This window comes from Nonomuraea salmonea (assembly GCF_042428605.1).
Taxonomy (GTDB): Bacteria; Actinomycetota; Actinomycetes; order Streptosporangiales; family Streptosporangiaceae; genus Nonomuraea; species Nonomuraea salmonea.
Genome location: NZ_JBHMCF010000061.1, coordinates 267522 through 292348 on the forward strand (window position 1 = coordinate 267522; position 24827 = coordinate 292348).

Consider the following 24827-nt stretch of genomic DNA (forward strand, 5'->3'; position numbering starts at 1 on the left):
TCCTGTGTTGGGCCGGAGACGTCCGACTCTGATTGGACACTCATATCGATCGATATATGCGCAGGTTAGGGGTGGATGTGCGGCCGAGGGAAAGACCAGTTCGGGCTAGACTCAGAACGAATCGTTATTAATCGGCGGGGGAGGGCTCGTGGCCCCGGACACGGTGAGCCTGCGGTACTTCCTGGTGCTGGCACAGGAGCTGAACTTCACCCGCGCGGCCGCACGGATCGGTATCGCCCAGCCCGCTCTCAGCGCCCGGATGCGCCGCTTGGAGTCACAACTCGGTACGCCCCTGCTGGTCCGCAACACGCGAAGCGTCGAATTGACCGCGGCAGGTGCGGCTCTGGCGGAGGCCGCACCACCCGCGCTGGCGGCACTGGACCGGGCCTGGGACACCGCCAGGAGCGCGGCCGCCGGCGAAGTGGGCACGCTGCGCATCGGATACAGCCTCAGCGCCGGAGCCGAGACGGTCCCGGCCCTGGTGGACAGGCTGATGCACGGCACCAGCGGACTCGAGGTCGGCGCGGTCCCGATGGCGACACCCGAGATCACCCCCGCGGTCGCCGACGGCCGCCTCGACGCCGGGATCACCCGCGGTGAACAACCGGGCCGCGGCGTGCGCAGGTACCTGCTGCGACGCCTGCGCGTGGGGGTCCAGCTGGCGGAGCACCATCCGCTGGCCGAACACCCGGAGATCGAGATCGCCGACGCGGCGGCGTACCCGCTGAGACTCCCGGACCGTGCGGCCAATCCCGTGATCCACGATCAGCTGTCCGCACTGTTCCACGACGCCCGGCCACACCCTCGCTTCCACACGCCCGCGGTCTCTTACGACATGTCCCAGCGCGACCTGCGCGACGGGGTCACCCTCGCCCCGGCCGGAGAAGCCGCGGTCACGGTGCAGCCGGCCGGTCTCACCTGGCGGCCGCTGCGCGGCGCGCCCAGCCTGACGATCCACCTGGTCCTCCCACGCGAGCAGTCGCCGCTGCACCGCCGCATCCGCGCCGTCGCCAGAACCCTGGCGCAGGAGCTGCACTGGCTGTCGGACTGACGCCCAAAGCGGGACGGTCACGTACTCCAGAACAACCGGTCCAGATGCACGTCGATCGCGGCGAGCGCGTCCTGGGGCTCGATCACGTCGAGTTCGATCAGGGAGGTGAAGCCGGTGAGGGCGAGGAGCAGGTTGGTCTCGGTCGCCGGGTCGCGGCCGGGGTCGATGTGCCCCTCGGCGATCGCCTGGCGGACCACCTCCTCGACGAGGGCCCGCCCTTGGACGAGGCCGCGGCGCGCCTGCTCGTGCACGGCCTCGTCGTGCAGCGCCTCCAGGACGTAGGCGGCGCTCATCCGGCTGGTCGCACGGGCGTCGGCGTGCAGGGGGAGCATTTCCGCGAGCGCCAGTCGCAGCACGTCACGGGGGTGCGGACGGTCGCCGAGCTTCTCGAGCCCTTGGCGTACGCGCACTGAGGTCTGCTCGGACGCGAAGTCCATGGCGAAGGAGAGCATGGCGGTACGGGAGGCGAAGTAGTGCTGCAGCTGCCCGAGCGACATGCCCGCCTCCTGCGCCACCACGCGCATCGTCAGCTGGGTGACGCCGCGCTGCTCCACCACCCGCCACAGTGCACGGGCGATCGCTTCGCGGCGTTCGCGGTGATCCACCTGCTTCGGCATCGGCGGCTCCTCCCTCGTGCTGTTCTAATACAGTTGACATAATACAGTTGACCGATAATGCGAGGGAAGGCATCGTCATGAAGGTACGGACCGCAGAAGGCGTGGTGCAGGGGCGCCGACGGCAGGGGCACGCGGTGTTCCGCGGCATCCCGTACGCCCAGCCCCCGGTCGGAGTGCTCCGCTTCGCCGCGCCCGCGCCGCCGCAGCGCTGGGAGGGGACGAGGCCGGCGGTCGAGTTCGGCCCCGTGGTGCCGCTGTCCCTGCCGATCGACGTGCCCCCGCAGGGCGGCGACTGGCTGACGCTCAACGTCGGCACGCCGGATCCCGGCGCGGCGGGACTGCCGGTGCTGGTGTGGATCCCCGTGGGCGGCTACCTCTCGGCGGCCTCGAGCGACCCGATGTACGATCCGGCGGCGCTGGCCGAGGCGGGAGTGGTCGTGGTGACCATCAACTGCCGCGTGGGCGCGGAGGGATTCGCGTTCCTCGACGACGCGCCGCCCAACCGCGGGTTCCTCGACCAGATCGCGGCGCTGGAGTGGGTGCAGCGCAACATCGCCGCCTTCGGAGGCGACCCCGGCCGGGTCACCGTGGGCGGGGTGTCCGCAGGGGCGGGCTCGGTCGCCGCCCTCCTGACGATGAAGTCCGCGCGCGGCCTGTTCCGGCGGGCCATCGCCCATTCGGTGCCGGGGCTGCACAGCACCCCCACGCTCGCACGCCAGGTCACCGCCGCGTTCGCCGACCGGCTCGGCGCGGCGGCCCCCACCGCCGAGGCCCTGCGCGGCATCGACCCCTGGCACCTGGCCGCAGAGCTCACCTCCTTCAACGCCGGCCTCCACACCCACCGGGAGAGCTGGGGACGCCTCACGGAGACCGGCACCGCGCTGTGCCCCGTCGTCGACGGCGAGGTCCTCACGGAAACGCCCTGGCCCGCGTTGACCGGCGGGCGCGCGAGCGGAATCGAACTGCTCGTCGGCCACACCCGGGACGAATTCCGGTACTTCAGCGTCATGGGCGGACGGTACGGCACCTTCGCCGAGGAGGACGCCCACGCGGCCCTGGAACTGCTCGCCCCGCAGCCGGACGGCGCGCCGGCCTACCGTGCCGCGTTCCCGCAGGCAGGGCCGGACGAACTGGTGGAGACGGTGTACTCCGACGCCCTCTTCCGCATGCCGTCACAGAAGCTGGCCGAGGCGAACGCCGCAGCCGGCGGCACCTCGTACCTGTTCGAACTGTGCTGGGCCGCCCCGGCCCTCGGCGGCATCCTGGGCGCCTGCCACAGTCTCGACGTGCCCCTGGCGTTCGGCACGCTGGACAGCCCCGTCGGCACCAAGCTCATCGGCGAGCTGCCCACGCCCGAGGCCATCGCGCTCTCCAGCGAACTCCAGGAGGCATGGGTCCGCTTCATCACCACCGGCGACGCGGGCTGGCCCGCCCACCGGCCCGGCGAGCACCTCACCCGCGTCCTGGACGTCGAGCCGAAAACCCTGCCCTACCCCGAACAGGCATCCCGCCAGATCTGGGAAGGCCACTTCCCGGCCCCCTTCGATCTCCCGTGATGTTGACGATCCGGGGTGATGGGGCGATGTACGAATCGGACCCGGGGAAGGTTGGTTCGCCTGGCCACCGCGCAGCCGGTCCCGCAGGCATCGGGCCAGCTCGGGGTCGTGCTGGGTGTCGGTGAGCACAGCCCACCAAAGCCAGTCCCGTACGTGGGTTGGTGAGGAGGTCGATGAGGTTCGACAGGTCCGTGTGGGAGATCGGTCGCGAGATCACCGGTATCGGGAAAGCCGAGGCCGGTGTGCGCGAGATCGTCGATGGAGTCGAGGACCACCCTGCCCTAGGAGGACCATCAGCGGTAGATCGTCTTCTTGCTCACACCGGCACGAGCCGCGATCCCCTCGACCGTCGTCCTGGCGTACCCTTGCTCGGCACACAACACCAGGGCGGCGTGGTCGGTAGAGCGAACAAAGCGCAAACGATCGAGTCCGCCAAGCAGGCGGCCGGAAACAGGCGGGTCAGCCTCTTGGGAGGCAGCATCTCCAAGACAGTGCCTCGCACTGGGGCTCGTCGACGAAGTCCAGCTGCACATCCTGCCGATCCTGCTGGGTGAGGACGTCTCGCTGTTCGCAGGACTCGGAAAGCGCATCGACCTCGAACGCGTCGAGACCTCCGCATTCGCCGGCGAGACGCGCCTTCGCTGTCGCGTCCGTTCATGAATGACGCCCGACGCTGCCGCCCTCGATCCTGACAGGCTCACCGTAGCCATCGTTGCGGACCTCCACGGCGCGCGGGAAGCGCCTCTGCTCCCGGGCGTGGCAAAGATATGCAGAAAGGGGGACGCGTGGACGGAGCCGCTCCGGCGATCCTTCCGGCATGAACATCGTTGCCTCACTCGTCGTCGGCGCGGTCACCGCCGTCGCTCCGGTCACGGCCACGCCGCTGTCATGGCAGGACTGCGGCGACGGTCTGCAGTGCGCACAGATCCAGGTGCCGGCCGACTGGGCCCGCAGGTCAGGGCAGAAGGCCACGATCGGTCTCGCCAAGCTGCCCGCTCAGGACCAGGCCGGCAAGAAGGGCGTGCTGCTGGTCAACACCGGTGGACCTGGTGAGCAGATCGCGCTTCTCCGTCAGGCGAAGGAGTCCTTCGCAGATCTGACCAAATGGTTCGACGTGGTGATTTTCGACCCGCGAGGGTTCGGCAAGTCCAGCGTGATCAACTGCCCCATCTCAGCACCGTTCGCCACCGAGTGGGTGTTTCCGAACAAGGACGCATACGACGCGTACGCTGCGAAGAACCGCGCATTCGGGCAAGCATGCGCCAAAGAGGCCGGGCCGCTGTCGGGCAGCCTCAACTCCTGGCAGATCGCGCACGACATGGAGGCGATCAGAAAGGCCCTGGGACAGGCCAGGCTGACCTACCTGGGCAACTCGCACGGCACCGTACTCGGGCAGGCCTACGCCGAGTTGTTCCCCCGCCAGGTCGGCCGGATGTATCTCGACAGCGTCTTCGACCACACCACCCCCGACCTGCGAACCTGGCTCAAGCCACGAGCCAAGGCCCTGGAGGCCAACTTCAAGCGCTTCGCCGCCTGGTGCCGGACCACCGCCACCTGCGCGCTGCACGGCAAGGATCCGGTGGCCGTCTGGGAAGAGGTGATGGCCAAGGCCCGCCGCGAGCCCATCCCCGCCCCCGAAGCCGGTCCCGGCGTACGCATCAGCGACACCCAGATCGCCTCCCGCGCCCACTTCACCCACGAGGCCACCTGGGAGCGCCTGGCCGCAGGGCTCGCGCGAGCGCAGGCCGGCGACGCCTCGTTCTTCGCCAAGGTGCAAGGAGCACCGGACCCCGACCTGTCGCGCGTCATCCTCTGCGCGGATCTGCCCTACCCCGGATACGCGAAGGTCAAGAAGCTGGAGAGCGTCCTGCGTCGTGACACCCCCCACATCGGGTGGCGGGCCGTGTGGCTGATGGCCAACCACTGCGCCGGCCTCCCGCCGACCAGGACGTACGCGCCCCACCCCATCAAGGCGCCCGGCCTGCCCCCCGTGTTCATCGCGGGCGGCGCGTACGACGACACCACCCCGACCGCGGACGGCCGCAGGCTGGCCGCCCAGCTTCCCGGGGCCCGCTTCCTGCCGGCCATCGGCGGGCATGCGCTCTACCTCTCCGGCCACCCGTGCGTACGCGAGCACGTGCACCGCTACCTGACCACGGGCCAGATGGCGCCGCGCGGCGCCTCCTGCGGACCGGCGAAGTAGCGTTGCCGCTGTGTACGCCAGAGAGGGACTCTTCGTGCTCGCGGCCACGGCCGCGCTCACCGCATTCGCCATACTCGACGGCGAGCCACCACCGTGGCCTGAGCTGCCCCTCCTGGCGGGTGCCAGCCTCGTCGCGGCCCTGCCGCTGACGTTGCGTGACCGCCTTCCGCTGACAGGAGCGCTGCTGTCAGCGGCGATAGCTTTGCTCGGGCTGGCGATCCCAGGGTGGCAAGGCCGGCTGGTGACCATGGTCATGTTCGGCGCGGCGGCCTTCCGCCTGCCGCGCCGCGCCTGGCTGGTGATGAGCCTGTCCATCGTCTGGACCACCGGTTACGGCCTGCTCATCCCGCAGGCACAGGCCGGGCTTTCCGTGGTCACCGACCTGGTCATCATGGGTGTCGCTCCGGTCGCGGTCGGCCTCGCCCTGCAGCTGTACGGTGAGCGGGCCGCACAGGCGGCACGGCTCGACCACGCCGAGGCCCGCCGCGCCATGGCGGAGGAAGGCGCCGCGCTCGCCCGCGACGTCCACGACAGCGTCGGCCACCACCTCACCGCCATCCGCATGCAGGCCACCGCCACCCGCCGAGCACTGCGCGGCCAGGCGCAGACCGCCGACAAGGCGCTGGACACCATCGCCGAGCTGTCCGCAACCGCGTTGAACGAGGTGCGCGCCCTTCTCGACTCACTACGTGAGGCACCCACCGGACCGGACCTGGATGAGATCGAGAGCCTCGCCGAGCGGCTCTCCACCCCACGGCTGCCGATCTCGGTCCACCGCGCCGGGGCCGGCATCACGCTGCCGCCCGCTGTCGGCCACACGGTCTACCGCGTCGTACAAGAAGCGCTCACCAACGCCGTCCGCCATTCCGGAGCCGGCCACGTGGACGTCCACGTGGTGTGCGGCCCGGCCGCCGTGACGGTCTCGGTCACCGACGACGGCCACGGCCGTGCCGGAGCGGAGGGGCGGGGGATCAGAGGCATGCGCGAGCGTGTGCACCAACATGGCGGCACGTTCGTGGCAGGCCCGGGGCAGGATCACGGCTGGCAGGTGGAGGCCGTCGTTCCGATCGGGCCCGTCGGTTCAAGGAGGGCGGCGTGACGATCCGAGTGGTGATCGCCGATGATCAGCCGGCCGTACGTGACGCATTGCGCGTGACACTGGACGGCGAGCCCGACATCAAGGTGGTCGGTGAGGCGGCCGACGGAGCCGAGGCCGTCCACCAGGCGCTGTGGCGGCGCCCCGACGTGGTGGTGCTGGACCTGCGCATGCCGTACGTCGACGGGATCTCCGCGATCCGGCAACTGGCCGGCATGGAAGCTCCGCCGCGGATGCTCGCGCTGACGACGTTCGACACCGACGAGTACCTCTTCGGGGCGCTCCAGTCGGGGGCCTCGGGGTTCCTGCTCAAGGACAGCGACCCCGAACTGCTCCTGGAGGCGGTGCGAGCGCTGCACCGCGGGCACGGGCTGGTGGACCCTCAGGTCACCACCCGGTTGATCCACCGATTCGCGAGCCTGTCGCCCGCGTCCCCCGCCGACGCGCAAAAGCGGCTCACTGCGCGTGAGCTCGAGGTGCTCCGGCACCTCGCTCGCGGGCTGAGCAACGCGCAGATAGCCCGAGCCCTGACCATCGAGGAAGGCACGGTCAAGAACCACGTCGCGAGTCTGCTGCGCAAACTCGGGCTGCCCACGCGGGTGCGCGCGGTCATCTACGCCTACGAGCACGGCCTGGCACCGCGCCACTCAGAGGGTGTTTCGATCCCCCATAGGTGATACGACGAGCTCGTCACTCGCGGCCGGGAGCTGGTCGAGCTCCAGACCGTTCCACAGGCTGCATGACCGGCAATGCGCGTAGCTCGTTCTCAGGGACTCGCTCACCTGCGCGGACCCGTGGATCCGTGACCAGATGAGTGATCGTTGCGGCGCATCGACGGTTCGCCATGCCCACCTGCGGAAAGTCTCCGCACCATCGCTTCACTCCTGCGGCGCTTCACCCATGGGTGCAGGACGAGCAGCCCGCGCGCTCCGGATCAGTGCTGCGCCCAGCCTGCATCGAGAAGTCGGAACCCTGCATCGATGGTTGATTCCGGATTTGCCTCGTGAGTGGCGCTGAGCTGGATCTGCAGGGCGAAACGGACGTAGCAGCGGATCTCGTCGGTCGGCTCCGTGTGCCCGAGCTCTTCGGCGATCGCGGCAGCGAGGGCGCCCTCATGGCGGAACCCCATCTTCTCCGCGTACTCGATCAGGGCCGGTGTCTGTTCCATGAGGGTGAGGATCTGGGCCTGGGGCCCGGACCTCATCGCGGCGATCTCGGAGAGGTAGTGCGCCTTCAGCGCGTCGGAGATCGTCGTCCCCGACGCCCAGCGCCGACGCCGGAAAGGACCATGACCATGGCCGGCACCACCAACCCGTACTCGAGCCTCGAACGAAACGAACCCGCGAACGACGCGAAGCCAGAACCGCTCACCCCCGACGCGCGCCCGCCTTGGCAGCACCGAACCGCAGGAGCCCGGCTTCTTCCTGTTCGGGATCACGATTCTGGCCGGTGCGGCCGCGCTGCCCGGTTTACGCGGCCGGCACCGCTGGGCAGCTCTTGCGCCCGCTACGCTGCTGGCCGCCGACGGCGTCCTGCTGGGATTGTTTCCCGGATCAGGCGAGGCGATGAACGACGGCACCGGCGACTTCCAAGCCTTGGGCGCCCTGGCAGGCTTCGTCGGCGGCGCCGTCCATCCGTTCCTGCTCGGCCTCACCTGCGTGGGAGTTGCCCTCTGGCATGGATACCGCCGCCCCTCAGCGACCGGCTGAGCTCGCGAACCGCGTTTCCCGTGCCGCCCTCTTCGCGGATAGCCCTACCCAACCTGCCACGCGCCCGATCCCCCCAGGCTCCTGGGATCACGCCCGATGCAAGATCATAAAGGGTAAGAGCCTGCACGCGCTGCGCCGGGACCTGCGCTACGCGCACGGCGGCGCCTTCCACAGCCCGCACCTGACCGGGCAGAGCGAGCAGGCCTGCTGCCTGACCCCGCGCACCAAGGCCTGGCGCTCGGGTCGCCGTCACCAGGGGCAAAGTAGCTCTGTGTAACTATCGCTACTCTTTGTGGTTGCGAGGTTGGTCCCCAGTGTCGAATAACGACCGTCTGTCGACACTCGCTGAGTCGATCACGGAACCGCAGGTGGGTGCTGTCGATAACTCGTGTCGAAAATCAATGTCGGTGAACGGTACGTGAAGTAGGTTCCGACAGTGCTCTTCGGCTACGCGCGGGTCAGTACCGCCGACCATCAGATCGACGCGCTGCTGCGCGCGGGCGTCGACCGCAAGGACATCCATTGGACAAGGCCAGTGGCGCCAAGGCCTCCCGGCCCAGCCTCGACCTGGTTCTCAAGCTGCTGCGCGAGGGCGACACGCTGAAGGTCACCCGGCTGGACCGGCTGTCGCGCTCAGTCCTGCACTTGGTCACCCTCGGGGCGGACCTGGGCGAACGCGGGGTGGGACTGCATGTGATCGAGCAGGGGATCGACACCGACACGATGGAGGGCCGGGCGATGTTCGGCATGCTGTCGGTCCTCGCCGAGCTGCAGCGCGAGCTGATCATGGCCAACACGATGGACGGCCTGGCCTCCGCCCGTGCCCGCGGCCGGGTCGGTGGACGCCGGCCCAAGCTCACCGCCGACCAGACCGCCCTCGCCCAGGAGCTGTACGACACGCGGGACAAGACCGTCCAGCAGATCGCGGACTTGTTCGGGGTGCCGCGCTCGACGGTGTACGGGCACCTGACGGGCGACACCGTGCGCCGCCAGCCAAAGAAGACCCTGGACAGGGCATAGGACCCGGTAGGGATCTTGGACCATCCGGTCGAAATTGGGGGGCAGACCAAGTACGGGGTCGAGGAACCGGCGGACAGCCGTTGGCGCTGAGAAGGATCTTGAGTGCAGTGAACCGAGGCTGCCCCTGGGGCGAAGCTTCCTTGGCTCGTTGGGCATCGGCGACAACGGGCGGTTCTATCAGGGCACCGGTCTACCCTGTCGTTGTCGATCTTCACTAAGGTGCTGCCACGAGTGCGCCCAGGTTTGTTGCCCACACGGATATTGGGCGCTCTCTGCCCGCTCCGGAGGCCAACCGCAGAGCCACGCGCCGTTGCGCTCGGCGCGACTGCGTGGCCATTGCAGAATTGAGGTGGGTACTCAGGTGGAAGCCGCAGTGAAGTGTCCTGACATGTCGCGCGCTGCGCGTCTGACCGCCCACAGTGCCGTCTCCACATCCCTGGCCTTATGCAGTGACCGCGCCCTGAGCGAACTCGTGGACACGGCTGTGCCGCTCGGATCCGGCATCGGCGGGAAGTCGGCCCTGCTGGAGATCGCCGGAACTCCGGTCTTCGTGAAGCGGGTGCCTCTCACCGATCTGGAGAGGCAACCAGAGCATGTCCGGTCCACGGCGAATCTGTTCGACCTGCCTGCCTTCTGCCATTACGGCGTCGGCGCCATCGGCGGGCCAGGCTTCGGGGTCTGGAGGGAGCTCGCCGTGCACACCATGACGACGAACTGGGTGCTCGCGGCCGAACACGAGGGCTTCCCCCTGATGTACCACTGGCGGGTGCTGCCGGACTCGACGCCTCTGCCCGAAGAACTAGCCGACATCGACCAGGCGGTTGCCTACTGGGACGGCGGATCGCAGGTACGCCACCGGATCCAGGCTCTTCAGCAGTCCTCGGCGAGCGTCGCGCTGTTCCTGGAGTACATCCCGCAGAACCTGCACCAGTGGCTGGGTGCCCAGGTCGAGGCAGGCGACCAAGCCATCAATCGAGCCTGCGCCATGGTGGAGAAGGAACTGGCAGCCGGCATCTCTTTCATGAACAGCCGAGGGCTCCTGCACTTCGACGCGCACTTCGAGAACATCTTGACCGACGGCCAGCGCCTCTACTTCGCCGACTACGGCCTAGCCATTTCCTCCGGGTTCGAGCTGCCGCAGGACGAGGCCGACTTCTTCGGCCGGCACCAGACCTACGACCACTGTTATTCCGCCAAGTATCGGGTGGACTGGCTGGTCACCGCTCTGTACGAACTGCGGAGGGAGGACGGGGAAAGCCGCTACAAGCGGGTGCGCGCCTACGCGGAGGGCGAGCGCCTCACAGGAATCCCGGAGGAGGCCGCGGCGATCATCGCCCGGCACGCGCCGATAGCCGCCGTGATGTCCGACTTCTTCCGCACGTTCCAGCGCCAAAGCAGGCAGGCCCCCTACCCGCTGGAGAAGATTCGCCAGCTTGGCGGGTGATTGACGCGCGTCACAAATGAGGATCTTTCATCCGTAAGCGCGCCTAAATCCTTTTCAGCGCCAACGGCTGTCCGCCGGTTCCTCGGCCCCTAAGTACGCCAGAAAGGGTTAATAGGGCTGGTCAGAGGCCGTGACTTGTTGCTTACTCGGCATGACCGTCAGGCGAGCCCGGCGGAGGGCCGCGCGATCCAATGTCCCGACAAGTCACTGGAGCTCCGGCATATGATCATGCGCATATGAGCGACCTCACCGAACCCCCGATCGCCCGGGTGGACGTCGTGCGCGAGACCCTCCACGGCATCACACTCGAGGACCCCTACCGGTGGATGGAAACCGAAGGCGAGGAGTTCCACCACTGGCTGGACGGCCAGGCCAGGCACGCCCGCGAGCAACTGGACGCCCTGCCCCACCGCTCCGGCCTGCTGACCCGGATCCGCGAACTGGGCAGTGCGCTCACGCGGTACTTCGGCCTCGCGATGGCAGCCGAGAGGGTCTTCGCCCTGGTACGCGAGCCGGACGCCCGCGTACCGGTGCTGACGGTGACCGAGGCCGACGGAGCGAGCAGGGTCCTGTTCGACCCCGGCACGGTGCCCGGCGACGGACACCACGCCATCGACTGGTACGTGCCCTCCCCTGACGGCCGCTACGTCGCCTGCGCCGTCTCCGCCTCCGGGTCGGAGAACAGCTCTATCCACGTGATCGACGCCGACTCGGGGGTCCTCCTCGAGACGATCCCGCCCACGACGCGTTTCGCCTTCCTGAGCTGGCTGGAGGACAGCCGGTCGTTCGTCTATCACCGCTACGTGGAGCAGCACCTCTTGAACAGCCGCTCATTCCTGCATCAGCTGGGCGCCGACCCGGCGCAGGACACGGTGGTGCTGGCCCGCGGCCTCAACCCCCACGTCGAGCTGACCCCGCGGGACCGGCCTTTCCTGGTGGTGCCGCCGCACGGCGAGTGGATGCTGGCGATCATCTCCCACAGCGCGCTCAGCCCCTGGCCCTGGACCAGCGAGCAGCTGAGCGACTGCACGGTGTACGTGGCTCCGCGCGCCGGGCTGGCCGACCCGGCAGCCTGCCCGTGGCGGCTGGTCGCGGGCGTGGCGGACGGCGTGACCGCCTTCGCCACCAGCCACGACACCCTCTACCTGGTCTCCCATCGGGACGCACCGCGCTCCCGCGTGCTGGCCGTTCCGCTTGCCGCACCAGATCTGTCCTGCGCCCGGGTGGTCGTGCCCGCCAGTGAGCGGGTGGTGGAGACGGTGCGGGTGGTGGGGGACCGGCTGCTGGTGCGCGATCTCGACGGTGGCGTCAGCCGGGTACGGCACGCACCCCTGTCCGGCGGCGAGCTCGCCGACCTGCCGATGTCGTTGGAAGGCGCGATCCTGGAGTGGACCACCCATCCCGAACGGCCCGAAGCCCTGCTCCTGATGGCCAGCTGGACCGACGCGCCACGGCTCTACCGCTACGACGGCGACGGCCAGTCCTTCCAAGACACCGGGCTGGCACCGCGGTCGTCGGTGGACTTCGGCGACGTGTACGCCCGTACCCTGCACGTGCCCGCGAGGGACGGGACGCCGATCCCGCTCACGGTCATCCACCACAAGGACCTGAAGCTGGATGGCGACAATCCGGCCGTGCTCACCGGCTACGGCTCCGGCGGGCTCATCGACCTGCCGGAGTTCCATCCCGAGATGCTCGCCTGGTACGAGCTCGGCGGCGTCTACGCCGTCGCGCACCTGCGCGGCGGCGGCGCCTACGGCCGGGAGTGGCACGAGGCCGGGCGCGACGAGCGCAAGGAGGCCACCATCACGGACTTCATCGACTGCGCCGAACATCTCATCGCCCTCAGCTACACCCGTGCGGGACGGCTGGCCGCCGAGGGCGCCAGCAGCGGCGGCATCCCCACCGGCGGCGCGCTGGTGCACCGCCCCGAGCTGTGGGCGGCCATGGCGATGCACGTGCCGACGGTGAACGCCACGCGCAACGAGTTCACCGAGAGCGGGCCGATCAACGTGCCCGAGTTCGGCAGCATCACCACCGAGGAGGGCCTGCGTGCCCTGCTGATCATCGACGCCTACCTGCGGGTTCACGACGGCGTGCCGTACCCGGCGGTGCTGCTGACCACCGGCCTGCGCGACGCGCGGGTGCCGCCGTGGCAGCCGGCGAAACTGGCCGCCCGCCTGCAGGCGGCCACATCCTCCGGCCGGCCGGTGCTGATGCGCGTCGAGGAGCACGGCTGGCACGGCGCCGGCTCGACCCGAGACCAGGAGCAGGAACTGCTCGCCGATGTGCTGGCCTTTATCCTGCACGCGTCCGACGGGTCATAATGACGACAGAAATGTCGGGTACGGCACGCACGCGCGCCCTCAGCCACGTCGCGGCCCGGTCGATCCCGGCCTGCATGTGACGCTCAACTTCCATCCCGACCGCCTGGTGGGCGAGCTGGCGATCCGCGAGCGGCTGGCCAAGGACACTACGCCGGAGCCCTGGGGCACCCCCGAGATCGTTCGTTGCTCAGAATGGACCAGCTGACTGTTGATCCTCAGCGCCCGGCGCCGGCCCGAGGTCGAGCCGTTTGCCCATGTCGAGCTCGAACTTGCCGTACAGGTTCGAATGGGACCAGAAGAGAGCCGACAGGGCGCGCCGGTCGGCGTCGGTGAGCTTCTTTCGCCACTTCGGCTCGGCGAGGATGATCTGCACCATCCTGGTGTTCAGGTAGACGATCGCGGCCTGGACCAGGTGCGATCGATCTCCGCGCTGGTCAGATGAGGAGCAAGCCCTCGATCATCGAGACCACCTCGGAGTCCGTGGTGGATCGCACCTGGCTGTAGATGCACACGTTCTTGCGCTCGACGTGCCAATACACCATGATCCCGGCGCCGCCGTAGCGCTGGTGCCACTCGGTCATGAAGTTCGCCGACCAGGAACCGAACTTGCGCGAGTCCGACGCGCACGCCGTGCCCGGCCCCCACAGCGAGACGTCGCGCACCTCCAGCGTCTTGCTGACCACCGTGCGGATCGCGGCGCGCAGGTTGTCGCGGTTGACGAACAGCCGGCGGGTCCGGCGCAGCGCGGCCTCGGTGTCGGCCTCCATCCCCTCGATCGCCGCGTGCCGTCGGCGACCCGTTTGATCCCCATGTTCGTGCCGAGCCCGAAGGTGCACAGCAGCAGCCGGCGGCGCAACACCTCGACGTCGGTCACCGTGCGCGAGGCCACCGAGGTGAACTCGCCGGTGAACTTCGTGGCGTGGTCGACGTTCTTGATCAGGTCCAGCAGATCGATCACACCCCAGCGGCGGGCGATCTCCTCCTTCAGCGCCTCCAGGTTCTCCGGCTCGATCTGCTTGCCCAGGGGCGGCACGCTGATCCACGGCTCGCCCTTCCTCCTGGTGATGCTCACCCCGCCCGTCGTGGCCTTCTTCAGCCCCTTGTTCAGCCGGTCCAACGCCGCCACGTGCCGCTTTTGCAGGTCGGCGATGAAGTCGGCCGGGTCGCGGGGCTTGGCCAGCGCCTCGTAGTGCACGTCCCGGCTGTCCTCGAAGTCAGCGGGCAGATCCTCATCGGGGTTGCGGCAGGTGTTGGCCCCCTCCACCCAGATCTCACGGCGCCGGATGGCCTTGCGCAGCGCGACCAGCACGCACAGCTCGTACGGGATCCGCTCCACCAGGCCACTGTCGAGGTCGAGGACCGCGTCACGCCAGTCCTCGGGCACCACGTGCTCCAGCGGCACCGCCTCGGCGGCGGCGTAGAAGTCGGCGTCGGAGCCGTCGTACCGTTTCAGCAGGTCCAGGGCGTCCATCACCGGCTTGAAGGTGTCGTTGCTGGAGCGGAACCTCACCGCCTTGAGCAGCTTGGGCAGGCCGCGCCGGTAGTGGTGGGAGTAGGAACCGCGCAGCTTGGTCCGCACCCGGGTGCGCAGCTCCTTCTCGTTCGCCTTGGCCTCGGCGATGATGTCGGCCAGCGTCCGCTCACCGACCACCGGATATAGGGCCTTGCGTACGATCTCCTCCGGCAGCTCCAGCGCCGCCGTCGCGAGCTTCACCAAGATCCCGCTCTTGCCCTGCACCCGCCGGAACTCGGCGTTGAGCTCACCCTCGACCTTCTTCTCCGCCCGCACGCTGATCTTGTGCACGAGCTGGATCAACAGCTCCACCAGCCCGTCGATCAGCTCCGCCTGCCGCACCCGGCACAGCGCGGCCAGCAGCGTTACGCGTACGGGCGCCGCTGCCGCCTCGAAATCGGAGGGGTACATCTTCATCGCCCGGGCCCGCCGGCCCGCTACGACCTTCTCCGAGACCCCTCGAATAATGCGGCCGGAAGACCGATCGCCTTCACCCGCTCAAGCTTCACGATCTCCGCCAGCAACGTGTCCAGCTGAAACGACCCCGGATCCTCCTTAAGCTCCTGCAAGAACGCGCGCCGTCCGCCTTAGCGCCATTGGTGATCTGAGCCTGCCCGTCTCCCGGGGCCTCCTCTCCGACGGCCGGGACGCCGGCCGAGGGAGCTTCGGCGACGATCACCTCTTCTAGCTGCCGACCGACTCGAACGACAAACGCTCCATGGTCGCGGCGGTGAAGTTCCGCTCGAACATCGCCTCGGCCGCGCCCAGCACGCGTTCGATCCGGGTAGTCTTCGGCGGTTCTATCCTGTCTGCGCGGCAGCGCGCCAGCAGCGCGCCGCGCAGTCGATCCCGCGACATCTCTACCGGGCAGATTTTGGTGGCCAGCCAGTCGGCGAGCTTGTCCTCATCGCCTACCGTCGGCTCACGGAAGCCGTGGAACTCCCGGATTTGCGCTCGGTGGTTCTTGATGGTCCGTCCGGACCAGTCGTAGACGGCGAACAGCTGCGCGTCGACCTTCACCTGCCCCGCCATGAACTCCACCGCCGGGCGCGGCACGTCCTCCCAGCGAGGGAACCTCGCTTTCAGCTCGAAGAACTTCAGCATCAGCCCGAAGCCGAGCCGTGATCGCGACGTAGCGGACCTGAGACGCAACGTTCAGTTACATTGCCCCGTCTCAAGCTGGCTTCCATCCCCGCGAGCCACTCGAACCACGATTACGCAGAGCTACTTTGCCCCTGGTGACGGCGACCCGAGTGCCGGGCCACCAACGCGGTTGTGACCTGGACCAGCGACTACCTGGGACGGGCGGTGGCCGCGCTGCGAGCCGAGGGCCGCTACGCCAACGACGAAGCGCCGGCCCACATCTCCCCGGCCCGCAGTGAACCGTCGACTTCTTCGGTACCATCAGCCTCGAGATCGATACCGAACTGGCCGAATTGGATGCCACCGGCTACCGGCCGCTGCGCTCCTTCGAACCCGTCACCACCCCGGTCCTGTGATGACCTGGGGTTGTCGCCTACATCCCTGAAACGGTCCCGGAATGTGAAACCGAGACCTTCCATGATCGTCTGTGTCTGTCGGCTTCCTAAGTCGCCTGCGCCAGTGTCCGAAGTCTCATGCACGCCGTACACCTGAGTGCCGACCGACCCGCCGTCGTCCTGGCTGCGGATGTCGGCCTTCGGAACTGTCCGCACGGAGGCGCGAAGTGACCTGTACGCACGCAGCGTGCGTCGCGGGTCGTCAGTATGTCCTGTGGCAGATGTGGCGGGAGATCGGCGTGCCTAGTCTCTGAGGTCGTCTGCGGCGCTCGCCGCACCATCCCGTTGGAGGATTCGATGACCTGGCCACGATCGGCTGTGCTCGCCTTGCCCCTGGTGATCGCGATGGGAGCGTACGTTCCAGCAGCCTCCGCCTCATCCAGCCGAACGCCGGCGCCGCCCCTGGCCTGGTCCGCCTGCGAGGGGAAGATCTCGGCCGAGCTGCAGTGCGCGACGTTGCGCGTGCCCGTCGACTGGTCGAGACCCGGCGGTAAGACGATCACCCTCACCGTGGGCAGGGCGCCGGCGACCGGTGCGGCGGCCGCAGGCACCGTCCTGTTCAGCCCCGGAGGCCCCGGTGGCGCCGGCGTTCAGGAGTTGTCCCGGCGGCTGCCCCACTTCGCCGGTCTGCGTACCCGGATGGACGTCGTCACCTGGAACCCGCGGGGCGGGGTGAGCGGTGAGCACATCCCGCTGGCATCGTGCGCGGCCGGTCCCGCCTTCGCCACTCCGGACAGTCGGCGCGAGTACGATCAGGCGCTCAAGGCGAACACCGCCGGGATCGCTGCCTGCCGGGACGCCGTGCCCGAGCTGTTCGCCAACCTGGACTCCGCCACCCAGGCCCGCGACATGGAGGCCATTCGCGCCGCCCTGGGCGAGGAGAAGATCTCCTTCCTCGGCAACTCCTACGGCGGTGTGCTCGGGGCCTCCTATGCGCGGCTGTTCCCGAAGCGGCTGCGCGCGGTGGCGGTGGACAGCGTGCCCGATCACGTGGACCCGTTGGCGAAGTCGGAGCGGCTGCAATATGAGGGCCTGGAGGCAGGGTTCAAGCGGTTCGTCCGCTGGTGCGCCGGCTCCTCCGACTGCGTTCTGCGCGGCACGAACGTGGAGAAGATCTGGCAGGCCATCGTGCGGCGGGCCGAGCGTCGTCCCTTGCCCGGTGCCGCGGCCGCCGGTGAGCGCCGCTACGACGGAGATGACCTGAAGTTCCTGGCCTACGGCCTGGTCGACGGCACGGCGGAGTGGCCCGCGCTGGCCAAGGCGATTGCGGGCGCCGCCAAGGGCGACGCGTCCGGCTTCGACCCCCAAGGCCGCGGCCTACCCCCGCGGATCACCGCCATGCTCGCGGTCAGCTGCGCCGACGGGTTCCGCTACGACGGCTATCGCGCCTATCGTGCCGCGGTGCGGCGCTCCATCAAGCTGTCGCCGAACTTCTCCGGCATGCGGGAGAACGGCTGGCTCGCCTGCTCGCCGTGGGCGGCCAAGGCCGCCAACCCGCCGGCGCCGCTGCCGGCCGGCGAGCTTCCGCCGCTGCTCGGCATCGGCCCGGTCTACGAGTATCCCTCCGTCCGCGCCATCACCGACCAGGTCCCCGGCTCGGTCACCATCAAGTACGACGGCGTCGGCCACGGCCGGTACCTCAACGCCGGAGACCCCTGCGTGATCGGACACGTGGACCGGTACCTGATCGACGGCAAGCTGCCCGCGCCCGGTACCACGTGCCCCGCCCGACCGGCGTGATACTGATCAAGTGAGACGACCAGCGGCTTTCCACCCCTTTCTGACCGGCTTCTGGCGTCGTATGCCGCTCATGGGCCGCGACGCCCTGCTCGCCGGCGCGGTGGCGATCCTCGCGCTGACGGTCTCGGCACTGGACGAATGGCGGCGGGGCTCGCTTGCCGAGATCACCGATGTCGGCGCGGCGGCGGCGTGGGCGGCACCGATTCTGGCCGTCTGCGCGCCACTGGCGCTGCGCAGGCGGCTGCCGCTGACGGCAGTGGCCGCGTCCGCGATGGTGATGCTCGTGCTCGGCCTCGCGCTGGAGCGCGACGCCGGGATCTGGGTCCTGGGCCTGATCGTCGCCTCGGCGGCCTACCACCGCCATCGGCTGCGCTCGGTCCTGCTGATCGGCTCGGTCGCCTGGGCGGTGACGGCGGGGCTCGGGGGCGCGTCCGTGCCGGACCTCGCCACCGTGCCTGTCCACGCGGCGGCCGGCGCGATGCCGGTCGCCGCCGGGTACGCGCTGCGGTTACGGGCCGACCGCGCCGTGCAGGCCGCGCGGCTGCAGCACGCCCGGGAGGAGCAGGCCCGCTCGCAGGAGGCCGCGCGGATCGCCCGGGAGGTTCATGACGTCGTCGGTCATCACCTCAGCGCGATCAGGCTTCAGGCGGTCGGTGCCCGGCGGGCACTGGCCGGTCACGACTGCGAGGCCGACCGGGCGCTGGCCGGGATCGCCGGCCTGTCGGCCGAGGCGCTGGCCGAGATCCGGGCCCTGCTCGCGACCTTGGTGCGCCCGGACCGCGAGGACCACGCCCACGGCAAGGGCCTCGCCGACCTGCCCGCTCTGGTGCAGCGCAGCGGCGGGCCGGAACTGGCCGTCACGCTGGAGGTCGATCCCCGTCTTGAGGGGGCTGTGCACCCCGGAACCGCGGGCTGCGCCTATCGGATCGTGCAGGAGGCGCTGACCAACGTGGCGCGGCACTCCACGGCCGCGCGGGCCTCGGTCACGGTCCGTGCGGTCAGCAGCCGGGTCGTCGTCACCATCGACGACCCCGGCCCGCCCCGGCCGCCGGTCGCCGACGGTGCCCTCAGCGGCGGAGGGCAGGGCCTGGCGGGCATGCGCGAGCGGGTGGCGGCGCTCGCAGGGCACTGCCACGCCGGCCCGCACGGCAGGACCGGCTGGCGGGTGCGCGCCAGCCTGCCCGTGCTTCCCCCGAAGGCGCGTGACGGACACAGACCGGCGGTGACGGCCGACGGCGCGGAACCCGCCCCCGCCACGATGCCCGCCACGATGCCCGCCACGATGCCCGTCGCGTACAGCCGTCCGGCCCGGCAGGTGGCCCCGTGATCCGGCTCCTGATCGCCGACGACCAGCAGCTCGCCCGCGAGGGCCTGCGGCAGTTGCTCAGCCCCGAGCCCGGCATCGCCTTCCTCGGAGCCGCACGTGACGGTGCCGAGCTGATCACCATGGCGCGCGAGCACCAGCCGGACGTGATCCTCACCGATCTGCGCATGCCGGGCACCGACGGGATCACGGCCATCCGGCGGCTGACCGCCCGGACCCCGGACTGCCCGATCATCGCGCTGACCACGTTCGACACCGACGACTACCTCTTCGGGGCACTCGAAGCGGGCGCCGTGGGCTTCCTGCTCAAGGACGGCGACCCCGACCTCTATCTCACGGCGATACGCGCGGCCCACCGAGGTCAGGGCCTGATCGACCCGCAGGTCACCCGCAGGCTGGTGCGGCGCTTCGCCACCCCACCGGTGCGAGGCCAGAGCCCGGCGCTGACGCTCCGGGAAACGGAGGTCCTCCGCCTGGTCGCGCTGGGGCGATCCAACGCCGAGATCGCTGCCGAGCTGCGTATCGCCGCAGGCACGGTCAAGATCCACGTGTCGCGTGTCCTGTCCAAGATCGGTGTGCGCACGCGTGTCCAGGCCGCGATCCATGCTTACCGCTCAGGCTTGGTGCCCGCGGATGAGGAGAGGTGAAAGCCAGATATGGGTAAAACCGGCCATGAGTCGATCTTGACGCCCGTTTCCGCAGGCAGGTAGGCGGTCAGCGGCCAACCGTGATCAATTTTGAGGACGTCCTCCTTGTCCTTGTCGGCGGGCGGGCTGTATCGGCGGGTGGTCTCCAGGCGGGCGTGGCCAAGGATCTCGGCGACCAAGACCAGGTCGGTCTTGCCGCGGACCAGAGTGGTGGCGAGCGTGTGGCGCAGGACGTGTGCCGTGGTGGGATCGTCCAGCCGTCGACCGGCCGTCAGCAGCAGAACTCCAGGTAGTTCTGCAGGTCGGCGAGGATATGGGCGACACCGTCACAATCGCCTCGATAGCGGCTGGCCGGCGCGGCTGAGGCGCTGTTCGAGCGGAAGCTCACCACCGCCACGATGCGACGATTCCCCCTGCCGGCATCGGCCGCGCTTGGAAGACTTGATCGCGGTCCCCGGCCCCGCCCCGGACGGCGAGGGCGAGGCCGGGCCGCCGGAGCGCGCAGCCCGGCCGGATGGTCAGTCGGCGGCCCTGCGCTCCCGAAGATGTCCCCAGCCGCCAGGTAGGTCTCGTGGCCGTTGTGTCGACGCCTTACGCCCAGACGGTCGTGGCGCCGGCAGGGCCCGCCCCAGCGTGCTCGACGCGCTGGCCCCGCAGGAATCGCGCATCGCGGGCCTGATCACGCAGGGGTTGTCGAGCAAGCAGATCGCCGCCCAGCTCTTCCTGAGCTCGCGTACGGTCGAGCACCACCTGTACGAGGGTTCTCCGAAGCCGGGCATCGGCTCCCGTACGGATTCGGCGTCACCAGTAGTTCTACGGAAGGCGCCGGTAACCAGGGACGGCATGCTGGGAGACATGCAAGATGTGACCATCTGGAGTGAAGAGTTCGGCGCCGAGACCGACGCGCCAATCCTGTTGATCATGGGTTCGATGTCGCAGGGCATCCTGTGGCCGGACGAGTTCGTCGGCCGGCTGACCGCCGGAGGCCGCAGGGTGATCCGCTACGACCACCGTGACACCGGCATGTCGGACACCGTCGACTTCGCGGCCGAGCCGTACACCTGGGACGACATCAAGAACGACGTCTACCGTGTGATGGACGCCCACGGCTTGGACAGCGCGCACCTGGTGGGCCACTCGGCGGGCGGGCTGCTCGGCCAGCTCATCGCCGTGGAGGCGCCGGAGCGGGTGCGCTCGCTGACCGTCATCGCCTCCTCTCCACTCGGCGGCGGTGAGGGCCAGGTGCTCATGCGGGCCCTGACTGAGCAGCCGCAGCCCGAGGGAAGCCTGCCGGAGCCGGCGCCGGAGTTCGTGGAATTCTTTCGCGCGCTGATGGCCGCCCCGCCGCCGCAGGATCGGCGCGCGCTGATCGACGGCATGATCGCCGAGCAGCGCGTGCTGCACGGCACCGGGCTGCCGTTCGACGAGGACACGGCGCGCCGGCTGCAGGAGCGCATCTACGACCGGGCCCGCGACCTGTCGGCGGTGGCCAACCACCGGCTGGCCGCAGCGGCCGGCCCCGACTTCGAGCCGGTGGGCGTGCTCCACCGGGTGAAGGCGCCCACGCTGGTCATCGAGGGCAGCCACGAACCGGTCAAACCGGGTCACGGCGCCATCATCGCCGAACAGATCCCGGGGGCGCGGCTGACGATCGTGGCAGGCATGGGGCACACGCTGCCGCTGGAGACCCACCAGGAGCTGGCCGACGCGATCCTCACGCACACAGCCGGGTAAGGAATCTGCTGCAAGATCCCTGCCTCCCCGCCATCGAAGTGGCGGACCTGACCCAGCGCTCTGGCGCCGTGCTCGCCGTCGATCGGCTCAGCCTGAGCATCCCGGCGGGGATGTTCTACGGCACCGTGGGCCCCAACGGTGCGGGCAAGACCACCATGCTGATGGCCGTGTGCGGGCTGCGGGAGCCGACCTCTGGCTCCATCAAGATCGCCGCTCACGACCTGCGGACCGACAGGGAAGCCGCCCTCGCCCAGCTCGGCATCATGATGGACGGGCTGTCCCTGCCAGAGCGGCTGACCGCCACCGAGATCCAGCGCTCCGGTTGGGGGTACGGCGCGGCGCTCGCCGCCCGCGACGCCGCCGGGACGGCACCGGTCCTGCTGCCGCTGGTGGCACTGCTGACCTTGGGCGCTCTGTTGCAGCTGTGCTGGATCGCGCTGACGGCTCGCGCCCTGCGCCGGCCTCCTCGCCGGGCAAGCGCGCGGCGGCCCGTCGTACCGGGACGTGGGCTGTCCTTGCCGTTCGCGACACCGCAGGTGGCCGCAGTCGTCTCGCGAGAGCTGACCACCTGGCGACGTGACCCGGCGCGCGGAGTCGACTTGCGCAGCGCCTGGCTGACACCACTGCTGATGGTGCTCATCATCTGGTGCTCATCATCGTCTTCACCGACTGGAGCTGGGCGCTGCCCCTGGTAGGCCCAGCGGCAGCCGTGTTCGGCGCGATGGTCGCGATCAACACCTACGCCCTGGACGGCACCGCCCTGTGGCACCTCCTCACCACATTGGGCGTCCTCAAGGCCGACCTGCACGGGCGGATGGCGGCGTGGGCGCTGCTGTTTGGCCTGCCGTCCATCGCGCTGGCGGCCCTGCTGTGGGCCGCGACCGGCACTCAGCCATCGTCCAAGCCGTCAAGCCCGCCATCGGGCCCGGCCTGGAGATCCGGCCGATGCGCGACAGCGACGCCGAGCAGGTGCTGGCGATCTATCAGGCCGGGCTGGACACCCGCCATGCCAGCTTCGAGACCACCGCGCCCAGCTGAGAGGGCTTCACCGCGAGCCGGTTGCCGCATCTGCGGTACGTGGCGACCGATGGCGACTGCGGCGAGGTGCTCGGCTGGGTGGCGGCTTCTGCGGTGTCGTCCCGTCCGCGAGCTTGTCCCTGCAGGAGGAGCTCGGTTTCCGGGTGGTGGGCACCCGCGAGCGCATCGGGCGCCACCACGGCGTCTGGCGTGACGTGATGCTGATCGAACGCCGCAGCGCTGTGACTGGAGCCTGAGACCGCAAGGGTCGCTGTTCGACTGGCGTTCACCTACCTGACATCGACGGCTGCCAATATCGATGCATATCGAAATCGACAGCCGTCGATATGAGCGACGCAGCCGGAGCCCTTCATGGACAGCATCTACCGCCACGCTGATCTGACCGTCGACCAGCAGCACGCCCTGCTCACCGCAGCCCGCACGCTCGCCACCGAGTTCGCCGGCACCTTCGGCACCGAGACCATCGAGCGCTTCCTGCACGCCAGCTACGACCAGTTCGCCGGCCGCGCCGTCATCGCCAACTACCTGCCGCTGCTGGCCGAGCGGTTCGCCCGCCAGCGGCTGCGCGCGCTGGCCCGCATCGAGGGCAAGGACTCCAGCGGCGTGCCGATCGTGCTGTTCCTGTGCGTGCATAACGCCGGCCGCTCGCAGATGGCGCTCGGCTTCTTCGCCCGCCTGGCCGGCGAACGCGCCCTCGGCTGGTCCGGCGGCACCGAGCCGGGCGAGCTGATCAACCCGGCCGTTGTGGAGGTGATGCACGAGCGCGGCATCGACATCACCGGCGAGTTCCCCAAGCCGTGGACCAGCGAGATCGTTCAGGCCGCCGACGTGGTGGTCACCATGGGCTGCGGCGACGCCTGCCCGGTCTACCCGGGCAAGCGCTACCTGGACTGGGACCTGGACGACCCGGAAGGCAAGACGCCGGAGCAGATCCGCCCGATCCGCGACGACATCGAGCGCCGGGTCCGCGCCCTGCTGACCGACATCGGCGTCCCGGCCGGCTGAGAGCACCCTCTCTGTTCCCAGCAGGCAGAGACACATGTCAATATAGACACATACCTATTTCGATGAATGTCTATACGGAAGGGCAGTGGATGGAACTGCTGGAGATCTTGGAGTGCAGCCCGCCGCTGACCCGCGAGCCGCTCGACGCCGAACAGGCCGCGGCGGTAGCCCGGGTGTTCAAGGCGCTGGGTGATCCGGTGCGGCTGCGGATCCTGTCGATCGTGGCCAGTCGCGCGGGCGGTGAGGTGTGCGTGTGCGACATCACCGACGCGTTCGAGCTGTCCCAGCCGACCATCAGCCACCACCTGAAGGTGCTCAAGGAGGTGGGGTTGCTGACCTCCGAGCGGCGCGCCTCCTGGGTGTACTACCGCCTGGTGCCCGAGACGCTGGGCGAGCTGTCGGCGCTGCTGACCCTGCCCGCCAGTGGGTCCACCGGTGGGCCTGCCACTGGGCCCGCCGGCCTGCCGGCCGCTGCAGCGGCGGTGCCGCGGTGATGTCGGCGCAACCCGCGCAGGTCGCGGCGCCGGCCGGCGTGATCGGTGCTCTGTCGGTGCTGGATCGGTTCCTGCCGGTGTGGATCATCGCCGCCATGGGCGCGGGGCTGCTGCTCGGGCGATGGGTGCCCGGCCTGGACGCCGCGCTGGAGGCGGTCAAGGTCGGTGAGATCTCACTGCCGATCGCGCTCGGCCTGCTGCTGATGATGTACCCGGTGCTGGCCAAGGTCCGCTACGACCGGCTCGGCAGCGTCACCGGCGACCGCCGCCTGCTGATCTCCTCGCTACTGCTCAACTGGGTGCTCGGCCCGGCGCTGATGTTCGCCCTGGCCTGGAGCTTCCTGCCCGACCTGCCCGAGTACCGCACCGGCCTGATCATCGTCGGGCTCGCCCGCTGCATCGCCATGGTGCTCATCTGGAACGACCTGGCCTGCGGAAACCGGGAAGCAGCCGCCGTCCTGGTCGCGCTCAACTCCATCTTCCAAGTGATCGCCTTCGGCGCGCTGGGCTGGTTCTACCTCCAGGTGCTGCCCGGCTGGCTCGGCCTGCCGCAGGCCGCGCTCGACGTCTCGGCCTTCGACATCGCCTTCTACGTGCTCGTCTTCCTCGGCATCCCGCTGCTCGCCGGCTACGCCTCACGCAAGCTCGGCGAACGCGCCAAGGGCAGAGCCTGGTACGAGCAGCGCTTCCTGCCGCGCATCAGCCCGATCGCCCTGCACGGACTGCTGTTCACCATCGTCATCCTGTTCGCCCTGCAAGGCCACACCATCA

General features: G+C 69.5%; 26 protein-coding genes and 2 pseudogenes. 19 read left to right on the forward strand and 9 right to left on the reverse strand.

Annotated features, from left to right (window positions below):
- Positions 1–148 precede the first annotated feature (148 nt).
- Entirely contained in the window at positions 149–1051 is a 903-nt protein-coding gene (locus ACFFR3_RS48670) for a LysR family transcriptional regulator (protein WP_379485417.1), read from the forward strand.
- A gap of 17 nt (positions 1052–1068) precedes the next feature.
- Here ACFFR3_RS48670 and ACFFR3_RS48675 read toward each other — a convergent pair whose 3' ends face one another.
- On the reverse strand, positions 1069–1668 hold the full coding sequence (locus ACFFR3_RS48675) for a TetR/AcrR family transcriptional regulator (RefSeq protein ID WP_379485418.1): 600 nt from the start codon (positions 1666–1668) through the stop codon (positions 1069–1071).
- Positions 1669–1745: 77 nt separating this feature from the next.
- Here ACFFR3_RS48675 and ACFFR3_RS48680 point away from each other — a divergent pair, with 77 nt between their 5' ends.
- Positions 1746–3224 (forward strand): carboxylesterase/lipase family protein, encoded by a 1479-nt coding sequence (locus tag ACFFR3_RS48680; protein WP_379485419.1) that lies wholly within the window; start codon positions 1746–1748, stop codon positions 3222–3224.
- Between the two features lie 293 nt (positions 3225–3517).
- Here ACFFR3_RS48680 and ACFFR3_RS48685 read toward each other — a convergent pair whose 3' ends face one another.
- Positions 3518–3757, reverse strand: coding sequence for a helix-turn-helix domain-containing protein (locus tag ACFFR3_RS48685; protein WP_379485420.1), 240 nt, complete (start codon positions 3755–3757; stop codon positions 3518–3520).
- Here ACFFR3_RS48685 and ACFFR3_RS48690 point away from each other — a divergent pair.
- From ACFFR3_RS48690 to ACFFR3_RS48705, 4 genes are all read left to right on the forward strand, one after another.
- On the forward strand, positions 3726–3884 hold the full coding sequence (locus ACFFR3_RS48690) for a dihydrofolate reductase family protein (RefSeq protein ID WP_379485433.1): 159 nt from the start codon (positions 3726–3728) through the stop codon (positions 3882–3884). The two genes, ACFFR3_RS48685 and ACFFR3_RS48690, sit on opposite strands and share 32 nt — an antisense overlap.
- Before the next feature lie 157 nt (positions 3885–4041).
- The gene (locus ACFFR3_RS48695; protein ID WP_379485421.1) at positions 4042–5427 is read left to right on the forward strand and encodes an alpha/beta fold hydrolase; all 1386 of its coding nucleotides are present in this window, start codon (positions 4042–4044) and stop codon (positions 5425–5427) included.
- Positions 5428–5437: 10 nt separating this feature from the next.
- Positions 5438–6526, forward strand: coding sequence for a sensor histidine kinase (locus ACFFR3_RS48700; RefSeq protein WP_364375252.1), 1089 nt, complete (start codon positions 5438–5440; stop codon positions 6524–6526).
- The gene (locus ACFFR3_RS48705; protein ID WP_379485422.1) at positions 6523–7200 is read left to right on the forward strand and encodes a response regulator; all 678 of its coding nucleotides are present in this window, start codon (positions 6523–6525) and stop codon (positions 7198–7200) included. The genes ACFFR3_RS48700 and ACFFR3_RS48705 overlap by 4 nt, the downstream gene beginning before the upstream one ends.
- 257 nt (positions 7201–7457) lie before the next feature.
- Here ACFFR3_RS48705 and ACFFR3_RS48710 read toward each other — a convergent pair whose 3' ends face one another.
- On the reverse strand, positions 7458–8102 hold the full coding sequence (locus ACFFR3_RS48710) for a hypothetical protein (protein ID WP_379485423.1): 645 nt from the start codon (positions 8100–8102) through the stop codon (positions 7458–7460).
- Positions 8103–8754: 652 nt separating this feature from the next.
- On the opposite strand from ACFFR3_RS48710, the gene ACFFR3_RS48715 reads away from it, so the two are divergent.
- From ACFFR3_RS48715 to ACFFR3_RS48725, 3 genes are all read left to right on the forward strand, one after another.
- The gene (locus tag ACFFR3_RS48715; RefSeq protein WP_345406632.1) at positions 8755–9252 is read left to right on the forward strand and encodes a recombinase family protein; all 498 of its coding nucleotides are present in this window, start codon (positions 8755–8757) and stop codon (positions 9250–9252) included.
- Positions 9253–9613: 361 nt separating this feature from the next.
- Positions 9614–10696, forward strand: a complete 1083-nt coding sequence (locus ACFFR3_RS48720; RefSeq protein WP_345406635.1) for a hypothetical protein — start codon at positions 9614–9616, stop codon at positions 10694–10696.
- A gap of 236 nt (positions 10697–10932) precedes the next feature.
- A complete protein-coding gene (locus ACFFR3_RS48725) occupies positions 10933–13023 on the forward strand; it encodes a prolyl oligopeptidase family serine peptidase (RefSeq protein ID WP_379485424.1) in 2091 nt (696 codons plus the stop codon).
- A gap of 187 nt (positions 13024–13210) precedes the next feature.
- Here the strand turns inward: ACFFR3_RS48725 and ACFFR3_RS48730 are convergent.
- The 4 genes and pseudogenes from ACFFR3_RS48730 to ACFFR3_RS48745 form a co-directional block, all read right to left on the reverse strand.
- Positions 13211–13444 (reverse strand): annotated as a pseudogene (locus ACFFR3_RS48730) (Tn3 family transposase); the annotation flags it as partial.
- Between the two features lie 13 nt (positions 13445–13457).
- A complete protein-coding gene (locus ACFFR3_RS48735; RefSeq protein WP_379485425.1) occupies positions 13458–13790 on the reverse strand; it encodes a Tn3 family transposase in 333 nt (110 codons plus the stop codon).
- 26 nt (positions 13791–13816) lie between these two features.
- Positions 13817–14953: pseudogene (locus tag ACFFR3_RS48740) on the reverse strand (Tn3 family transposase); the annotation flags it as partial.
- 267 nt (positions 14954–15220) lie between these two features.
- A complete protein-coding gene (locus ACFFR3_RS48745; RefSeq protein ID WP_345406647.1) occupies positions 15221–15688 on the reverse strand; it encodes a DUF4158 domain-containing protein in 468 nt (155 codons plus the stop codon).
- Positions 15689–16371: 683 nt separating this feature from the next.
- Here ACFFR3_RS48745 and ACFFR3_RS48750 point away from each other — a divergent pair.
- Genes ACFFR3_RS48750 through ACFFR3_RS48760 form a run of 3 tightly spaced genes read left to right on the forward strand, consistent with a single transcriptional unit; the run spans position 16372 to position 19785 of the window.
- Complete coding sequence (locus tag ACFFR3_RS48750; RefSeq protein ID WP_364385544.1) at positions 16372–17814, forward strand: alpha/beta fold hydrolase; 1443 nt, start codon at positions 16372–16374, stop codon at positions 17812–17814.
- A gap of 10 nt (positions 17815–17824) precedes the next feature.
- Complete coding sequence (locus ACFFR3_RS48755; RefSeq protein ID WP_379485426.1) at positions 17825–19141, forward strand: sensor histidine kinase; 1317 nt, start codon at positions 17825–17827, stop codon at positions 19139–19141.
- Positions 19138–19785, forward strand: a complete 648-nt coding sequence (locus ACFFR3_RS48760) for a response regulator (protein WP_345406653.1) — start codon at positions 19138–19140, stop codon at positions 19783–19785. Before ACFFR3_RS48755 ends, ACFFR3_RS48760 begins: the two co-directional genes overlap by 4 nt.
- Here ACFFR3_RS48760 and ACFFR3_RS48765 read toward each other — a convergent pair.
- Both ACFFR3_RS48765 and ACFFR3_RS48770 read right to left on the reverse strand, forming a co-directional pair.
- The gene (locus ACFFR3_RS48765) at positions 19746–20066 is read right to left on the reverse strand and encodes a tyrosine-type recombinase/integrase (protein ID WP_345409873.1); all 321 of its coding nucleotides are present in this window, start codon (positions 20064–20066) and stop codon (positions 19746–19748) included. The two genes, ACFFR3_RS48760 and ACFFR3_RS48765, sit on opposite strands and share 40 nt — an antisense overlap.
- Positions 20057–20182 carry a hypothetical protein gene (locus ACFFR3_RS48770; RefSeq protein WP_345406657.1) on the reverse strand — a complete coding sequence of 42 codons (126 nt, stop codon included), beginning with the start codon at positions 20180–20182 and terminating at the stop codon, positions 20057–20059. Before ACFFR3_RS48770 ends, ACFFR3_RS48765 begins: the two co-directional genes overlap by 10 nt.
- Positions 20183–20418: 236 nt before the next feature.
- Here ACFFR3_RS48770 and ACFFR3_RS48775 point away from each other — a divergent pair, with 236 nt between their 5' ends.
- The 7 genes from ACFFR3_RS48775 to arsB form a co-directional block, all read left to right on the forward strand.
- Positions 20419–21519: an alpha/beta fold hydrolase gene (locus ACFFR3_RS48775; RefSeq protein ID WP_345406660.1), complete on the forward strand. Its 1101-nt coding sequence runs from the start codon at positions 20419–20421 to the stop codon at positions 21517–21519.
- Between the two features lie 38 nt (positions 21520–21557).
- Positions 21558–22214: an ATP-binding cassette domain-containing protein gene (locus ACFFR3_RS48780; RefSeq protein ID WP_379485427.1), complete on the forward strand. Its 657-nt coding sequence runs from the start codon at positions 21558–21560 to the stop codon at positions 22212–22214.
- Between the two features lie 175 nt (positions 22215–22389).
- Positions 22390–22557, forward strand: a complete 168-nt coding sequence (locus ACFFR3_RS48785; protein WP_379485428.1) for a GNAT family N-acetyltransferase — start codon at positions 22390–22392, stop codon at positions 22555–22557.
- A gap of 113 nt (positions 22558–22670) precedes the next feature.
- The gene (locus ACFFR3_RS48790) at positions 22671–22793 is read left to right on the forward strand and encodes a hypothetical protein (RefSeq protein ID WP_345406670.1); all 123 of its coding nucleotides are present in this window, start codon (positions 22671–22673) and stop codon (positions 22791–22793) included.
- A gap of 115 nt (positions 22794–22908) precedes the next feature.
- Entirely contained in the window at positions 22909–23562 is a 654-nt protein-coding gene (locus tag ACFFR3_RS48795) for an arsenate reductase ArsC (protein WP_345406673.1), read from the forward strand.
- A 62-nt stretch (positions 23563–23624) separates the two neighbouring features.
- The gene (locus ACFFR3_RS48800) at positions 23625–24056 is read left to right on the forward strand and encodes an ArsR/SmtB family transcription factor (protein ID WP_379485429.1); all 432 of its coding nucleotides are present in this window, start codon (positions 23625–23627) and stop codon (positions 24054–24056) included.
- A partial coding sequence (gene arsB, locus ACFFR3_RS48805; protein WP_379485430.1) for an ACR3 family arsenite efflux transporter occupies positions 24056–24827 on the forward strand: 772 nt, incomplete at its 3' end. The genes ACFFR3_RS48800 and arsB, both read left to right, overlap by 1 nt.

What these genes read in the sequence shown, in the direction of transcription:
- ACFFR3_RS48675 (WP_379485418.1), bottom strand. Translation starts at nt 1,668, where the DNA reads ATGCCGAAGCAGGTGGATCACCGCGAACGCCGCGAAGCGATCGCCCGT.
- ACFFR3_RS48680 (WP_379485419.1), top strand. Translation starts at nt 1,746, where the DNA reads ATGAAGGTACGGACCGCAGAAGGCGTGGTGCAGGGGCGCCGACGGCAG.
- ACFFR3_RS48685 (WP_379485420.1), bottom strand. Translation starts at nt 3,757, where the DNA reads ATGTGCAGCTGGACTTCGTCGACGAGCCCCAGTGCGAGGCACTGTCTT.
- ACFFR3_RS48695 (WP_379485421.1), top strand. Translation starts at nt 4,042, where the DNA reads ATGAACATCGTTGCCTCACTCGTCGTCGGCGCGGTCACCGCCGTCGCT.
- ACFFR3_RS48725 (WP_379485424.1), top strand. Translation starts at nt 10,933, where the DNA reads ATGAGCGACCTCACCGAACCCCCGATCGCCCGGGTGGACGTCGTGCGC.
- ACFFR3_RS48735 (WP_379485425.1), bottom strand. Translation starts at nt 13,790, where the DNA reads ATGGAGGCCGACACCGAGGCCGCGCTGCGCCGGACCCGCCGGCTGTTC.
- ACFFR3_RS48750 (WP_364385544.1), top strand. Translation starts at nt 16,372, where the DNA reads ATGACCTGGCCACGATCGGCTGTGCTCGCCTTGCCCCTGGTGATCGCG.
- ACFFR3_RS48795 (WP_345406673.1), top strand. Translation starts at nt 22,909, where the DNA reads ATGGACAGCATCTACCGCCACGCTGATCTGACCGTCGACCAGCAGCAC.
- ACFFR3_RS48800 (WP_379485429.1), top strand. Translation starts at nt 23,625, where the DNA reads ATGAATGTCTATACGGAAGGGCAGTGGATGGAACTGCTGGAGATCTTG.